The following is a 16,014-nucleotide window of genomic DNA, read 5'->3' on the forward strand; positions in this document are numbered from 1 at the left end:
CAATTCAGAAAATTCCTGCCTGCGAAAAATAACTTTTTATCTCATCCACGGCCCGCCGCTTTTTATCTTGTAATCTCTCCCCGATATTGCTATAATTGGATACAATACAAAGATACTCAAAAAGAGTGATTGACGGAGGAGAAAACATGAACTTTTTAGAAGAGCGCATCGCAAAAGACGGTGTGGTAAAAGAAGGAAACGTATTAAAGGTTGACAGCTTTTTAAACCATCAGATGGATATCGAGCTTTTTGACGAGATGGGTGCGGAATTCAAGCGCCGTTTTGCCAATGAAAATATCAACAAGATCCTGACGATCGAGGCATCCGGTATCGGTATCGCCTGTATCGCGGCAATGCACTTCCATGTGCCGGTCGTATTTGCAAAGAAATCCCAGAGCATCAACCTCGACGGCGAAATGTATGTGGCGGAAGTTGAATCCTTCACCCATAAATGCAAGAACCAGGTTATCGTCTCAAAAAAGTTCCTTTCCCCGGACGATCACGTTCTGATCATCGACGACTTCCTTGCGAACGGCTACGCGCTTCAGGGACTGATCTCGATCGTCCATGACGCAGGCGCTACCGTTGAGGGAATCGGCATCGCGATCGAGAAAGGATTCCAGATCGGCGGACAGGTCATCCGAAATCTCGGCTACCACTTAGAGTCCCTGGCGATCGTAGATTCCATGGATCCGGCCACCGGAACCGTTAACTTCCGAAGCCAGGAATAGAAAAGAATGTGCCTCGGCACATTCTCGCGCCGAGCGCGGTCGCTTGCGACAACCATCATCTTCGCGCGAGTGCGCATCTTAGGCACGCAGTGCCTTTTTATTTAACAGGAAGTTCCATCGGAATTTCCTGTTGAATAAAAAAGAACATCCTGCAGTCAGTACCCAATGTACCGGCCGCAGGATGTTTTTTTATTTTTTCCTGTCAGTTTTCTCATTCATCTCGTTCCCGTTTTTCGCTTCTGTTCCGCTCTTCTCCTTCGGAAGCGGGATCGCGAGAACGGTCTGGATCACCTTGTTCTCCACCTTCATGATCTTTAAGAGGTAATCCCCGATCCTGACACTTCCCTTCTCTCCAACCTTCGGGATATGTCCGATCCTCGATACCATAAAACCGTTCAGGGTATCAAAATTGTCCTTATCTTCCTTATCAAATTCCACTCCGAGCGTCTCTTCCACGTCGTCCAGAAGGGTGAGACCCGTGAGCTCATATGTACCGTTTTTCCGGGATACGATATCCGGCTCTTCCTTGTCGTACTCGTCGAGGATATTTCCGACGATCTCCTCGAGAATGTCCTCCATCGTGACGATGCCGGCAAGCTGACCATACTCATCCACCACAAGTTCGATGTGGATCTTCTGGGACTGCATCTCCTTAAAAAGAGCGTTGATATTTTTCGTCTCCGGGATGAAATGAGGACTTCTCAAAAGGCCCTTGATCTTTGCGATCGGCGTGTTCAGATGGTCCTTGGAATCCGTATAGTGGAGCATGTCGCGCATGTGAAGGATGCCGATGATATTGTCGATATCTTCGGAATAAACAGGAAATCTCGAATAATTTGCTTCCTTCACAACGAAATCGAGCGCTTCCTTCAGAGTCATCTCCCCGTCGAGTGCGATGACCGCGGTCCTGTGTGTCATGATATCCGCCGCCACCTTATCGTCAAACTCAAAGATGTTCGTGATCATCTCCGCCTCGCTGGCCTCCAGAACGCCCTGTTCATGGCCTTCATTGACCATGTACATGATATCTTCCTCAGTCACGTTGTCATCCTTCTCGCGGATATCGATCCCAACCGTCTTTAAGGAAATATAGGCAAACTGGTCCATCAGCCACGCAAACGGAAAGAGACATTTTGTCACAAGTTCCACGAGCGGCAGAACTTTATAACAGAAGCGGATCGGGCTCTTTGCCGCGATGCGCTTCGGGATCACGATCCCGAGCCCCGTGAGCAGAAATGCGATCCCGACGAGTCCCGCAATGTAGGCGATCCCCACCGCTGCCGGATGCGGGATCTGTGTATGCGTCCCGATTAAAGCCGTGAGTTTTTTTACCACAAACGCCAGCGAGGACGCGCCCATCGCAAGCGTCAGGATACTCGTCGCGAGCTGGTTCGTGCGGATGAAGAGATACGGGTCTTCCTGTATCTTTAAAAGTTTTTCCGCCCGCTTGTTTCCTTCGTCGCGCTCATCCTCCAGCGCACTGGTGTTCAGGGCCTGAACGGCCGCACCGAATCCGTACATCACCGCAAACAGGATCACTGATGCGGCAAACAGAACAATTCCTATCCATGAATTGCCATCGTCCATGAGATTTTCCAACACTCCTTTATCTTTCCATAACTATCCTATTTTTTCAGTTACTTTTTTCCGTATTTCGTCCACTATAACATCTATTTCCATGCCCGTCAAGGAATCATTCCGCCGTATCACTTTTCACGTTACAGTACACGGGTCCTCCATGCCCGCGCACTGCAGCGCCAAACTGCGATTATGTAGCAGTTTTTTCTCCCCGCACGGTCCTCAAAAACCGCCAAGTTCCAGACTCACCTTCAATGCGTCATTTACCTGGTCCAGCAGGTCCCCGTCAAGATGGCAGATCTTTTCCCTTAATCGCTGCTTGTCGATGGTCCTCAACTGTTCCAAGAGAATCACCGAATCCTTCATCATGTCGCAGTCCCTCGCGGATAACTCCACATGAGTTGGAAGCTTCGCCTTATTCATCCTCGATGTGATCGCCGCACAGATCACAGTCGGACTGTGTTTGTTTCCCACATCGTTCTGGATGATGAGCACAGGGCGCACACCTCCCTGCTCAGAACCTACCACCGGTCTTAGATCCGCATAATAAATATCGCCCCGTCTGATGATCACAAGTCTCACGCTCCGTCTGAATTTCTGCGGAGAGTCCGGGGCTGCTGTCAAAGCCATAACGGCATCTTTTTTGACAGCTTCCCTGACATTTCCGTATTCAGATTGTTCCCCACTTATGATATTTTATTCAGAAATCGCGGCGGCGTGCCGGTCAGAATCCGACATACTCCTCATCCGGGCAGTTCATGATCCCGAGGACCTTTCCGTTCTTCACATACACACGCGGAACCCGCTTTCCGATCAGACACGGGATCTCGTAATGGAAGCCGCCGGAAACCTCTGCGATCTCCTCCATCGTGATCTCTTCCTCCCCGTCTCTTCCGATCAGGGTCACAAGATCTCCCTCTTTGGCCTCCGGAATCCCGGTAAGATCCACCATGAACTGGTCCATGCAGACGCGGCCGAGGATCTTCGCGCGCTTTCCGTGGATCAGCACTTCCCCGCGGCCGGACAGGTTTCTCGGATATCCGTCCCCGTAACCGGCGGAGACTGTCGCAATCCGCATCGTCCGGTCTGCCTTGAACGTTCCTCCGTAGCTGACTTCAGTTCCAGGCCCGATCTCCTTGATATACGTGATAAAGCTCTTCAGTGCCATCGCCGGCTTCATCGTGAGGATATCCTTTCTCACCTCATCCGACGGGTACAGACCGTAGATCGTGATCCCGGCGCGGACTGCATCCATGTTCATCTCCTGCATCTCCACGATCCCGGCGCTGTTGGAGCAATGGCAGACCGGAACCTCCACGCCTGCTGCCTTCACAGCATCGCAGAAGTTCTTAAACCGATCATACTGCTGTCTCGCACCAGTCTTATCCGCCTCATCCGCTCTCGCAAAATGCGTGAACATGCCGTCGATCTTCACTCCCGGAAGCGCCGCGATCTTTTTTACCATCTCCACGGACGCCGTGTCCGGTCTGAGTCCGATCCGGCTCATTCCGGTATCCACCGCGATATGGACGTGGGCTGTCTTTTCCAGCTTTTCTGCAGCTTCTGACATTCCCTCTGCCTTATCCAGTTCAAAGACCGGCATGCAGAGCTCCTGCCGGACGCACTCCTCGTATCTCGGAGCAGCGACCGGACCGAGGATCAGGATCTCCTTCGTGATCCCGTGTTTCCGCAGCTGCACACCTTCCTCAACGGTCGCGACCGCATATCCGCATACAAAGCGGTCAATCGTCTTCGCGACCGGAACGGCGCCGTGTCCGTAAGCATCCGTTTTCACGACTCCGTACATCTTTGTCCCCGGGCGGAGATTTTTCTCCATCGCCTCCATGTTTTCCTCTATATGACCCAGATCGATCTCTGTATAAATTCTGTCAAATTTCATTTTCTCTATCCTCCGAAAGGCAATCCGCGATCTCCCCGGCAAGGACTGCGTGGACGCCGAAGCGCTTCGCCGCTTTTTCCCCTGCCAGACCGTGCACATAGACTCCGAGGGAAGCCGCATCGCTCTCCTCAAGCCCCAGCGCGATCAGTCCCGCAATCACACCGGTCAGAACATCCCCGGAACCTCCCTTTGCCATAGCGGGCGTCCCACTTCCATTGACAAAGGTCTTTCCGTCTCTTCCCGCGATCACGGTCGCCGCGTCCTTTAAGACGCAGACCACTCCGTACTGATCTGCAAACTCTCTCGCTGCACGGATCGGATTTTCCTTGATCTCCTCTATCTGAATTCCTGTGAGCCGCGACATTTCCTTCATATGCGGCGTCACGATGATATTTTCTGTAAAATAACCGGTGAGTTCCCGGTACTCCGCGGCGAGATTCAGCGCGTCCGCGTCAAGAATGATCGGCACATACGCGTCCTTTAAGACGTTTTCCACCATGAGCCGCGCATGATCCTCCATGCCGATCCCCGGCCCCAGAACGATCACATCCGCCCATTCCGTCTCCCTTGCGATCTTTCTCGCAAAGCTCTCCGGATCTTTTCCGGCTTCTCTCGCATCGTAACTGGAAAGGATCGCCTCCGGGAGTTTTTCCTGGACGATGATCCTGTTTTCCTCCGGTGTAAAGATCTTCACGAGTCCGGCTCCCATCCGGTATGCCGCTCTCGCGGAGAGGCAGGCTGCTCCCGCCATGTTCTTTGCCCCCGCCATCACGAGGACTTTTCCGTATGTTCCCTTGTTGGAATCCGGCGTCCTTTCCGGGATCCTCAAAAGATCTTCCCGATCCAGCATCTGCACGTGTTTTTCCTGCTCCGCGCTGCTCTCCGGCACAAAACCGACATCCCTGACCAGAAGCTCTCCGCAGTATTCTCTTCCCGGGAACAGAACCTGTCCGAGCTTTTTCATTCCGAAAGTGACCGTCACATCCGCGCGGACCGCGTCCCCCATGACTTCTCCTGTGTCGGAGCTGATGCCGGAGGGAATGTCCACAGCGATCGTCTTCATATCCTCATTGCGGTTGATCCAGTCAATGAGCTTTTTGTATGCACCTTCCACATTTCTCGAAAGACCGATCCCGAAGACCGCATCCAGGATCACGCCGCGGCATGCGTTCGCCTTTGTCACCGTCTTTGCAAACGGATGCGCCGGGGATCGTTTTTCTTCTGCATCCGGCAGTTCTTCCGCCGTCATCACCGGGATCCCCAGCCTTTTCACGATATTTAACTGGGCTTCCAGCTCTTCGCTCCCTTTTCCGTCCCGTCCCGGGAACAGGATCTTCACATTATATCCCTTTAAGAACAGCATCCTGGCGGCGGCCACTCCGTCTGCCCCGTTATTTCCAAAACCGCAGACGGACCAGACTGTCTCTGCCTGTTCTCTCTTAAGGATCTCTTCCGCTTTCTCCGCAACGGCAAGAGCCGCCCGCTCCATCAGCACCAGGGACGGGATCCCGTACCCCCTGATGGACCTGGTGTCAAACGCTTTCATTTCTTTTCCGCTCAGAACTGCTTTCATCCGGCATCCCCCTCTCCGACGGCAAACGCCATCGCATGGTCCTTCGTGTCAGAGATCGACACTTGGATCGTCCTGATCCCGAGCTCCTCCGCCTTCATCTCTGCTCCCGCATGAAGTTCGACATACGGCTTTCCAAGCGGGTCCCTTAAGACCTCCACATGGACCGGCATAAAGTCCCGGAATCCCGTTCCAAACACCTTCGCTACTGCTTCTTTAACCGCAAAAGTGCCGGCAAGGACCCGGGGATCACCCTTTGCCTGCCGGCGCTCGCGCTCGGTATAGATACGCGTCAAAAAAGCCTCTTTTTCACAGGCTTTTTTCACACGCTCAATTTCGATCAAATCACAGCCAACTCCAATCAACATGTCTCATTGGTTCCCGTCTGTTCTGCTTTTTCCTTTGCTTTCCGCTCCCGCTCATCCTGCATGCTGCAGACACGGTAGGAAAGACGCATCAGGCTCTCGGAAAGATGTACATTCTCAACGACTACATCATCCGGCACATTTAAGTCTGTATGGGCAAAATTCCAGATCGCCTTGATCCCGGCTTTTACCAGGCGCTCCGCGATCTCCGGTGCTTTGGACTTCGGGATCGTGAGAGCCGCGATCTGTACTTCATTGTCGACAATAAACTGCTCCAGGTCATCGATCCCACGGATCTCGACTCCGCGGACCACAAGACCGATCAGGCGCGGGTTGATATCGAACATTCCCTTGATCATAAAGCCGCGCTTCTCAAAATTTGTATAGTTGGCGATCGCCTGACCTAAGTTTCCGGCACCGATGATAATGAGGTTGTGCTGTCTGTCGATCCCCAGGATCCTCGCGATCTCGGTGTAGAGATATTTCACATTGTATCCGTATCCCTGCTGTCCAAAGCCGCCGAAATTGTTAAGATCCTGACGGATCTGGGACGCTGTCACCTTCATTCTGGCACTCAGTTCGTTGGAAGAGATCCTCTCGATCCCCTCCTCCATCAGTTCGCCCAGATATCTGTAATAACGCGGAAGTCTTGAGATTACCGCCTTTGAGATCTGTCTCTCGTCTGTCATTTTATAGTTCCACCTTCTCAGTATAACGCTGTCTTTTATTATACCTATATCTATATTATTTGTCAAATCTTTGTCAGTAAAATGCGCAAACTGCCCAGACGGAAAAATGCCCCGCCCGAAATCTCCCCAGACCGGACGAAGCATTTTCCTTTGAGTATGTCTGTATTCGTAAGCATTCAATCCTGCATTCCCACAGGGCCGAGAGCTCACTCTGTATAAAAGCCTGCCCCTTTTGCAGCGCGGGCTGTTAGACAGTCATGATCATTCTGCAAGTTCTTCCCACTTTTCGTAGAGAACTTCCAGTTTTCCTGCGATCTCCTCTTTTTCCTTGTTTAACTCCATGAGTTTCGCAACGTCGGAGAAGACGCTCTCATCGCAGAGGAGGCCGTCGATCTCCCCGTCTCTTGTCTCCAGCTTGTGGATCTCATCCTCGACCTTCTTTAAATCGTTCTGGCGTTTTCTCTGGCGGGCCTGTTCTTCCTTCTGAGCCTTCCAGTCGAGCTTTCCGCCGGCATCCGCTGCCGGATTCTCCACAGCCTTTCCGGCAGTCTCCGCCGCCGCTCCTGTCTTCGACGCGCCGAATCCGACGATCCCGCCGGCACTCTCCGGCGCCTCGTTTCCGAAATGGGCCGTCATCATCGCGTCATGTTTTTCCAGATAATAATCGTAATTTCCGATATAATTCATCATCCGCTTTCCGGTGAGATCCAGGATCCTCGTCGCGGTCTTGTTGATAAAATAACGGTCATGGGAGACATAGAGCACAGTTCCGCCGTAGTGGCTCAGCGCGTTCTCCAGAATCTCCTTCGATGTGATATCCAGATGGTTTGTCGGCTCATCGAGGATCAGGAAGTTCGCCTCGGAGAGCATGAGCTTTGCAAGCGACACACGTCCTCTCTCACCGCCGCTCAGATCCCCGATCCGTTTAAACACGTCATCCCCGGTGAACAGGAACGCCGCCAGCGTACTTCTGATCTGTGTGTTGGACATTCCCGGATATGCGTCGGAGATCTCCTCAAACAGCGTCTTTTCCATGTGCAGGACCTGATGATCCTGATCATAATAGCCAATGTGGACTCTGGAACCAAGAATGATCTCACCGGCATCCGGCTCGACAAGACCGTTGATGATCTTTAAGATCGTCGTCTTTCCCGTTCCGTTATCCCCGATGATCGCCACGCGCTCGCCGCGCTTGACATCAAAGCTGAGGTCCGTAAACAAGGTCTGGGAGCCAAAGGACTTCGCAAGTCCGTTGACCGTCAGTACATCATTTCCGCTCAGGATATTCGGCTCCAGGCGGATGTCCATTGCGTCGTTGACCTCCGACGGCTTTTCCAGGACCTCGATCTTATCGAGCATCTTTTCGCGGCTCTCCGCCCGCTTGATGGACTTTTCCCGATTGAAGGACTTCAATTTCTCGATGACCGCTTCCTGATGTTTGATCTCCTGCTGCTGGTTTAAGTACGCCTTCATCTGGATCGCGCGCATCTGCGCCCGCTTCTCACTGTAGGCCGTATAGTTTCCGGAGTACACGATCGCATGTCCGTTGTCCAGCTCGATGACCTTTGTTACGATCTTATCGAGGAAATACCGGTCATGGGCAACGATCAGGACCGCTCCGCGATAATTTAAGAGATATGTCTCCAGCCATGCGATGGAGGACATATCCAGGTGGTTCGTCGGCTCATCGAGGAGAATGATGTCCGGATTTGTGAGAAGAAGTTTACCCAGAGAAACTCTTGTCTTCTGTCCGCCGGACAGTGTGGAGATCTGTTTGGAAAACTCTTCCTCCGTAAATCCGAGTCCCTTTAAGACTCCGACGATCTCACTCTTCCAGGCATAGCCGTTGATGAGCTCAAATTCGTGGCTCAAGCGGCTGTACTGGTTCATCATGGTCTCCAGCGCTTCCCCGGAGGCCGTTTTCATCGAATTTTCCAGATCTCTCAGCCGGTTTTCCATCTCGATGACCGACTTTTTCGCATCGAGCATCTCCTCATAGATCGTCCGGTGACTTAAAAGATCCTGATTCTGTGCCAGATACCCCAGTGTCTTTCCGCTTCCCAGCACGACCTCGCCGGAATCCGGTGCCAGCTCACCCACGATGATCTTTAACAATGTTGATTTTCCGGCGCCGTTGATGCCGACGATCGCCGCTTTTTCATGATCTTCAATATGAAAGGAAGCGTTCTTGATAATATCGTCGCTTCCGAACGATTTGCAGATATTGCTGCAGGATAATATCATAAAATCCTCCTGTTTCTTGTTGTACAGCCGCTATTTCCTTCGTTCATACGGCTTCTGTATTTTTCCAGACGACGTTTTTCTTCCTCGCACAACGGTTCCGTTCCTGCACCGTCATGCATAAAAATCTGTCGTTAATCTTTTCATTGTTGTCCTGAAAAAAGGATTACTCTTTTTCACAGAATTTCTGCCTTTTCTCAACTTCTGCGTTACGCCCACGGGAAATACGGCCACACCGCCGCAAGAAAGATCGCCGGCAGCAGATTCGCCACCTTGACCTTCTTTCCCCAGATCAGGTTCACTCCGACGCAGAAGATCAGGACCGATCCTGTCAGGGACATGTCCGCCAGTCCCTCATCCGTCAGGAACGGCTCGATCACCTTCGCAAGGAGCGTCATCGCCCCCTGGAACATCCCGACCGGGATCGCCGAGAAAATACAGCCTTTTCCCATGGACGCCGTCATGATCGCGACGATGATCATGTCGAGAACAGCTTTTGCCGTGAGGATCGAATAGTCGCCGTAAATTCCGTCCCGGATCGATCCGACAACCGCCATCGCTCCGATACAGACGGTCAGGGAAGCCGTCACAAATGCATCCACGAACGCATTGTCGCCGTCACTTTTCGTCTTCTCCTTCAGCCATTCCCCGAACCGTTCCATTTTCGTGTCGAGATCGATCCACTCGCCGAGAACCGCCCCGACAGCAAAACAGGCGATCATCATCATGGATCCCGATGAAGAAAGCCCGTTTTCCGTCAGTTTTAACATCTGCTCCATACAGCCGGAGACTCCGATAAACAATACGCAGAGCGCCGACGCCATCATCAGGTTGCTCTGATAACGCTCCGTCAGTTTCTTTCCAAATAATAACCCCATCACGCCGCCCGCGACGATCGCAGTGACATTGATGATCGTTCCAAGCCCGAACATAGTTGTCTCTTTTCTTCTGTCATGATATCACGATCCGCAGTTTTCACACTTTTGGCTGCTTATCCGGTGATCGTGATCCGCATTTGCTGTTTTCCGGCAATCTGCAGGCTTTTTCCCTCTCCTGCGCTCGTGATCGCCTGTATACATGCAAATTGAAGTATAGCACAAAATCATATTTTCGTCTATCTCCAAGTTTTCCGGTCTCGGCATTCCCCGACATTCTGCCAGACGAATGACACCGGCAATGGAAAGGCGATTCGTCCCACTTTCCCTGCCTGTTCATAGCAAAACAACTGGAAATTCCACCCACTATTTAAAACGACCTCAGGTCAAGCCCTTATGATTTTCATCAGGATCCTGACACAGAGGTCGTTTTCTGCGTTTATACTGATTTTTTAATCTTCTTTTACCTTTTCTTCCCATCTGCTCCTTCTGTAATACAGGAAGGAAAGGATCGCGCATACGATCCAGCCGACCGGATATCCCATTCCGACCGTATACTCGTTGAATGCGATCTTTGTCACGAAGAAGAGATAGATCTGTCTGCAGACAACGAAGCTGAAGAGCATGATGCACATCGGTCCCTTTGCATCCCCGGATCCTCTCAAGGAACCCGCAAGGATCTGGTTGAAGGAACTACAGAAGCGGAACGGGACCGTCATCAGGATAAATAAGGTTCCATAGTGCAGCACATCCGGATCCTGGTTGAAAAGGGATACCAGGGATCTTGCGGAAATTGCCATCGCGCCGGAGATGCAGATCAGCACGCCCACACCCATGAACACTGCCTGTTTGACGCCGTCTCTCGCACGCTTCACATTCTTTGCTCCGAGATTCTGTCCCACGAACGTTGTCGCGGCCTGTCCCATACTCTGGGCAGGCAGGATTGCGAACTGGTCGATCTTTGAGTGGCAGCTCCAGCCCGCCATGATGATAGAAGAGCCAAGTCCATTTACATACGACTGCACAAGCGCGTTGGAAAACGCAGTGAGTCCCTGCTGGACTCCCGCCGGAAGACCGATCCGGAAGATCTCGCCGAGGCAGGATTTATTGATGTGAAGGTCCCGAAGAACAAGGCGATGTGCTTCCTTCGTCCTCATAAGAGTCGAGCACGCAAAAGCAGCAGAAACTGCCTCGGCGATCACCGTAGCGATCGCGACACCGCTGATCCCCCAGCCAAATTTCGCAACAAAGAGAATATCCAGAGCGATATTTAAACAGCTGCTGATGATCAGGAAATTTAACGGGCGCTTCGTGTCGCCCACAGCCCTTAAGATCGCACTGCTCATATTGTAAAGAAAGAGGACCGGAACTCCGGCAAAATAGATCTTTAAATACTCTCCCGCCGGTCCGATCACATCATCCGGCGTTGACATCCATTTTAACATCAGCGGGACAACCCAGACCGAGATCAGAGAGACAAAGCATCCGACGATCACTGCAAACAGGATCGTCGTCTCGACCGCCTCGTGGAGCTTTTCATGATTCCGGGAACCGAAACACGTGCTGATCACAACTCCGGCACCGATCGAGATCCCATTAAAGAAGTTTACCAGCGTATTGCAGATCGCCGTCGTCGCGCCGACCGCAGCCAGCGCCGATGTTCCGAGATAGTTTCCCACGACAATGCTGTCCACTGTGTTGTAGAGCTGCTGGAAGATATTTCCCATGATCAGCGGGATTGCAAAAAGAACCAGCTGTTTCCAGATCACGCCCTGTGTCATATCGATATTGCCTTTTCTGCCGGATGTAATTTTTGACATTCTTTTGTCCCTTTCTGCGATCGCATGTGTACGAAATATGTAAAATCTGCCGTCATTCTGTAATATCTATGTAAATCATACGGGATTTTCCGTTAAAAAGCAAGCTGTTCTCTTTTGTTGATCCCACAGGAAATTTTTGTATCCGGCACATGATTTTTTTGTACCCCGTTCTTCTGGTCTGCCCGGGCATTCTTTTCGCCTTCAGAAGCTTTCTCCGGCTTTTTCTCTCTCGTTCACAAGAAAAGGACAGGATCCCTTTTCGGTACCCTGTCCTGTCTTTCCCATCTTTTTATTTTATGGCCGTGATTTCAGGAGTTACTCCCATGTCGGGATGTAAGCTCCCTTGTAAGTGTCCTCGATCACTTTTGCAACTTCCGGTGTACGGAAATAATCGACTACTTTCTTGTAAAGCTCGTTGTCCTTATCAGCTGTTCTTGCAACGATGATGTTGACGTACGGGTTGTCAGATCCCTCTTCCACGCTCTCAAGGAAGATCGCATCTTTCTTCGGGTTTAAACCGTTGTCAACTGCGTGACCGCCGTTGATGACTGCTGCTGCAACGTCCGGAAGAAGGCTTGCTGTATTTGCTGCCTCAACCTCTTTGATGTCAAGGTTTAACGGGTTCTCTGTGATGTCTTTCTTTGTCGGTGTGTAGCCTGCTGCCGGATCAACCTTGATCAGACCTGCGGACTCAAGAAGTTTTAATGCACGGCCGCCGTTTGTAGCGTCATTCGGGATCGCGATGATATCACCGTCCTTGATCTCGGATACGTCCTTGATCTTGTTGGAGTAGAGGCCTAACGGAGCCATGATGGTCTCACCGATGATAGAAAGATCATAACCGTTGTTCTTGCAGTCATCCTCAAAGTAAGCGATGTGCTGGAAAGAGTTCAGATCGATCTCACCGTCATTTAATGCACGGTTCGGAAGCGGATAATCCGCAAATTTTACAAGCTCAAGGTCGATGTTCTCCTCAGCAAGCTTGTCGATGACCGGCTGCCACTGCTCGTTGTTCTCACCTACAACACCGAGTTTGATGACTGTCTTCTCGCCGGAGGCTGCTGTTGTATCAGCTGCTGCCTCAGAACCGGCTGCGGTTGTATCGGCTGCTGCCGCTGTTGTCTCTGTCTTCTGGCTGCTGCCGCATGCGGTTAAGGATAATGCTAAAACTGCTGCTGCGCCAAGTGCTAAAACTCTTTTCTTCATAATATTTCTCCTCCTGAACTTTCTTTGTCACTGCCCGTTTTCATTCGCATTCGCTGTGCGGACCGGACAGTTCCTTTTATTGATACGGCCCGGAAATAGTTCCTCTCCGTTTCAAGCAATTTTAATCTGAAACCACCGTTCTAGTGAGTCGTCTTTTTGATCACATAGGAACCGGTACTCTGGATCAGGCTTACCATGATCAGAATGATGATGACGGTTACATAGGTGACATCGGTCTGCCCTCTGGAGTGACCATAACGGATCGCGAAATCGCCGAGTCCGCCGCCGCCGACCGCACCGGCCATCGCGGTAAGACCGACCAGGCTGATAAATGTGATCTGCATTGCACGGACGATCCCCGGGACACTCTCCTTTAAGTATACGCGGAGGATGATCTCCCACGGGCTGTTTCCCATGCTCTCCGCAGCTTCGATCAGACCGTAGTCAACTTCAGCGAGCGCACTCTCGATCTGTCTCGTAAAGAACGGGACCGTTCCGAAAATAAGCGGTAAGATCGCACCCTTTGTACCGATCGCTGTTCCGACGACCATACGGGTCAGCGGGATCAGCGCTGTCAGAAGGATTACGAACGGGATCGAACGGAAAATGTTGACCAGCTTATCTAAAATATTGAAGATCACCTTGTTTTTCAGGACACCCTTCGGAGCTGTCGCAGTGAGGATGATCCCAAAGAAAAGACCGAACACCATGGAGATCGCACCTGACACGATGACCATGTAGATCGTCTGACCGAAGCTTTCGAAAAGCTCATCCGGCTTTGACATGACATTCGGGATAATCGCATTTAAGAAATCAAGCATTCTCGATCACCTCCACTCCAACATTCTTCTCCTTCAGATATTCGATCGCGGCTTCGATATTCTCCTTCGTTCCGCTTGCGATCGCCACAGTTCCGCCGATCGGGGCGTCCTGAACGATCTCAATATCTGCAAAGATGATATTCAGATCCACGCTGAATCTTCTGGAAGCTTCGGAGATCAGTGCCTCCGACGTATTCTTCTTAATGTAATTCAGCCGCAGGATCTTTTCACCCGGCTTTAATGCGACAAGCGGTGACTTCTCCTCGACCAGCTTTTCGATCTTCTGAAGGTTGGATGTCGTGCGGATGAAGTCTCTCGTGATCCCCGCCTTCGGTGCTGCGAAGATCGAGTAGACATCGCCTTCCTCCACGACATTACCGTGTTCCATGACGGCTACGCGGTCACAGATCTCTTTGACGACCGCCATCTCATGGGTGATGATCACGATGGTAATGCCGAGCTTTTCATTTAAGTGTTTTAAGAGCTGTAAGATCGCCCCCGTCGTCTGCGGATCCAGGGCGCTCGTCGCCTCATCGCAGAGGAGAACTTTCGGATCATTCGCAAGCGCTCTCGCGATCGCAACTCTCTGTTTCTGTCCGCCGGAAAGCTGACTCGGATACGCATTCTCTTTTTCTGCGATATCGACAAGCTCTAAAAGCTCCCGCACTTTCGCCTTGATCTGTGCTTTGGAAAGTCCGCTTCCCTTTAACGGGTAAGCGACATTCTCTCCGACTGTTCTGGATCTCATCAGGTTGAAATGCTGGAAGATCATTCCGATCTTCTTTCTCGCTTCCCTGAGTTCTTTCGCCGGAAGATCCGTGAGAACTTTTCCGTCAACCGTGACGGTTCCGCTCGTCGGTCGTTCCAGTAAGTTGATACATCGCACCAGTGTGGATTTTCCGGCACCGGAGAATCCGATGATACCGAAGATCTCACCACTCCTGATATGAAGTGTGACATCAGAGACCGCATGGACTTTTTCCGCACCGGTATCAAACGTCTTTGTAATATGGTCTAACTGAATCAATTTTATCCTCCCATGTACGTGTCAGCCGTACATTTTCTAATCTCTGTGTGTGCTAATAAGATACCACGTTTTAACCTATTCGTCCAATATAGATAAGAAATAAGTTATTATAGGTTTTTTCTATAGCAAAGCGTTTTTTATCAATTCCCGCCACGCAAAAAAGTACGGGGCAGCAACCATGTTCGCCGCCCTGTACTTCGTGTTCTGATCTATTTCTCTTTTCTTACGCTTCTTCCACAGCCTTCACAGCCTGATCAAGGAAATCCGCCTTCACATACTCGACCGTTCCCTCATCAACAGCCTTTGCGATCTCAGGACGGATCGGGATCTGCGCGAGAACCGGAATTCCGTATTCTTTCGCGACTTCCTCGATACGGCTCTCTCCGAATACTGCGATCTTCTTTCCGCAGTCCGGACATTCGAGATAGCTCATATTTTCAACAAGTCCGAGGATCGGAACGTTCATCTTTTTCGCCATGTTGACGGCCTTCTCAACGATCATGGAGACAAGCTCCTGCGGGGATGTCACGATGATGATCCCGTTGACCGGAAGTGACTGGAATACAGTAAGCGGCACATCGCCGGTTCCCGGAGGCATATCAACGAACATGTAGTCGATATCCTGCCAGAGTGTCTCACTCCAGAACTGTTTTACCGCACCGGCGATCACCGGACCACGCCAGATCACCGGATCTGTCTCATTCTCCAGAAGCATGTTGGAGGAGATCACATCGATCCCGGTGGAGGATGTCGCCGGAACAAGGAGTTTTCCGTCCGGTGTCACGGTCACGCCGTCATGGATCCCAAATGCATTCGGGATCGACGGTCCTGTGATATCGGCATCAAGGATTCCGACTTTCGCACCTGTCGCGCGCATCCGGCATGCCATTAAGGATGTAACTAAAGACTTTCCGACGCCGCCTTTACCGCTGACTACGCCGATCACTTTCTTTACGGAACTCGCCGGATTTAACTTCTCAAGGAAGCTCTGCGGCTCGCTCGTTCTGCTTCCGCAGTTTGCGGAGCAGGTTCCGCAGTTATGGGTACAATTTTCTGCTGTTTCGCTCATTACTATCTCACTTTCTAACTGTTATTCAGGCGTAACTGTTCAGTACCCTCACAGTTACGAGCAAAAATCCATTCCAGATCGGCTTCGCCGATGGGATTTTTGCCTCCAGACCTGTGTTTTAT

14 protein-coding genes are annotated in these 16,014 nt (G+C 51.3%); 1 reads left to right on the forward strand and 13 read right to left on the reverse strand.

Annotated elements, in window-relative coordinates:
* The first annotated feature begins 146 nt into the window (after positions 1-146).
* Positions 147-731, forward strand: a complete 585-nt coding sequence (locus V2546_RS08210) for a xanthine phosphoribosyltransferase (RefSeq protein WP_118296890.1) — start codon at positions 147-149, stop codon at positions 729-731.
* Positions 732-920: 189 nt separating this feature from the next.
* Here V2546_RS08210 and V2546_RS08215 read toward each other — a convergent pair whose 3' ends face one another.
* The 13 genes from V2546_RS08215 to V2546_RS08275 form a co-directional block, all read right to left on the reverse strand.
* The gene (locus V2546_RS08215; RefSeq protein ID WP_215702839.1) at positions 921-2,318 is read right to left on the reverse strand and encodes a hemolysin family protein; all 1,398 of its coding nucleotides are present in this window, start codon (positions 2,316-2,318) and stop codon (positions 921-923) included.
* Between the two features lie 213 nt (positions 2,319-2,531).
* Positions 2,532-2,882: a type II toxin-antitoxin system PemK/MazF family toxin gene (locus tag V2546_RS08220; RefSeq protein WP_118531922.1), complete on the reverse strand. Its 351-nt coding sequence runs from the start codon at positions 2,880-2,882 to the stop codon at positions 2,532-2,534.
* A gap of 151 nt (positions 2,883-3,033) precedes the next feature.
* The gene (gene alr, locus V2546_RS08225; protein ID WP_329752036.1) at positions 3,034-4,209 is read right to left on the reverse strand and encodes an alanine racemase; all 1,176 of its coding nucleotides are present in this window, start codon (positions 4,207-4,209) and stop codon (positions 3,034-3,036) included.
* Positions 4,199-5,782, reverse strand: a complete 1,584-nt coding sequence (locus V2546_RS08230; protein ID WP_329752037.1) for an NAD(P)H-hydrate dehydratase — start codon at positions 5,780-5,782, stop codon at positions 4,199-4,201. The genes alr and V2546_RS08230 overlap by 11 nt, the downstream gene beginning before the upstream one ends.
* Positions 5,779-6,147, reverse strand: coding sequence for a holo-ACP synthase (acpS, locus tag V2546_RS08235; protein ID WP_118531804.1), 369 nt, complete (start codon positions 6,145-6,147; stop codon positions 5,779-5,781). The genes V2546_RS08230 and acpS overlap by 4 nt, the downstream gene beginning before the upstream one ends.
* Positions 6,141-6,833, reverse strand: coding sequence for a redox-sensing transcriptional repressor Rex (locus tag V2546_RS08240; RefSeq protein ID WP_118531806.1), 693 nt, complete (start codon positions 6,831-6,833; stop codon positions 6,141-6,143). The genes acpS and V2546_RS08240 overlap by 7 nt, the downstream gene beginning before the upstream one ends.
* 261 nt (positions 6,834-7,094) lie before the next feature.
* On the reverse strand, positions 7,095-9,077 hold the full coding sequence (abc-f, locus tag V2546_RS08245) for a ribosomal protection-like ABC-F family protein (RefSeq protein ID WP_215702843.1): 1,983 nt from the start codon (positions 9,075-9,077) through the stop codon (positions 7,095-7,097).
* 206 nt (positions 9,078-9,283) lie between these two features.
* Positions 9,284-10,006: a DUF554 domain-containing protein gene (locus V2546_RS08250; protein WP_142411205.1), complete on the reverse strand. Its 723-nt coding sequence runs from the start codon at positions 10,004-10,006 to the stop codon at positions 9,284-9,286.
* A 395-nt stretch (positions 10,007-10,401) separates the two neighbouring features.
* Entirely contained in the window at positions 10,402-11,769 is a 1,368-nt protein-coding gene (locus V2546_RS08255; protein ID WP_329752038.1) for an MATE family efflux transporter, read from the reverse strand.
* A 315-nt stretch (positions 11,770-12,084) separates the two neighbouring features.
* Positions 12,085-12,975 carry a MetQ/NlpA family ABC transporter substrate-binding protein gene (locus V2546_RS08260; RefSeq protein WP_329752039.1) on the reverse strand — a complete coding sequence of 297 codons (891 nt, stop codon included), beginning with the start codon at positions 12,973-12,975 and terminating at the stop codon, positions 12,085-12,087.
* A gap of 140 nt (positions 12,976-13,115) precedes the next feature.
* Positions 13,116-13,796, reverse strand: coding sequence for a methionine ABC transporter permease (locus tag V2546_RS08265; RefSeq protein WP_215702845.1), 681 nt, complete (start codon positions 13,794-13,796; stop codon positions 13,116-13,118).
* On the reverse strand, positions 13,789-14,823 hold the full coding sequence (locus tag V2546_RS08270; RefSeq protein ID WP_118531814.1) for a methionine ABC transporter ATP-binding protein: 1,035 nt from the start codon (positions 14,821-14,823) through the stop codon (positions 13,789-13,791). Before V2546_RS08270 ends, V2546_RS08265 begins: the two co-directional genes overlap by 8 nt.
* A gap of 223 nt (positions 14,824-15,046) precedes the next feature.
* Positions 15,047-15,892 carry an Mrp/NBP35 family ATP-binding protein gene (locus V2546_RS08275; RefSeq protein WP_118531816.1) on the reverse strand — a complete coding sequence of 282 codons (846 nt, stop codon included), beginning with the start codon at positions 15,890-15,892 and terminating at the stop codon, positions 15,047-15,049.
* Positions 15,893-16,014: the final 122 nt, after the last annotated feature.

The organism is Clostridium sp. CM74B_53, from assembly GCF_036318045.1.
Taxonomy (GTDB): Bacteria; Bacillota; Clostridia; order Lachnospirales; family Lachnospiraceae; genus Pilosibacter.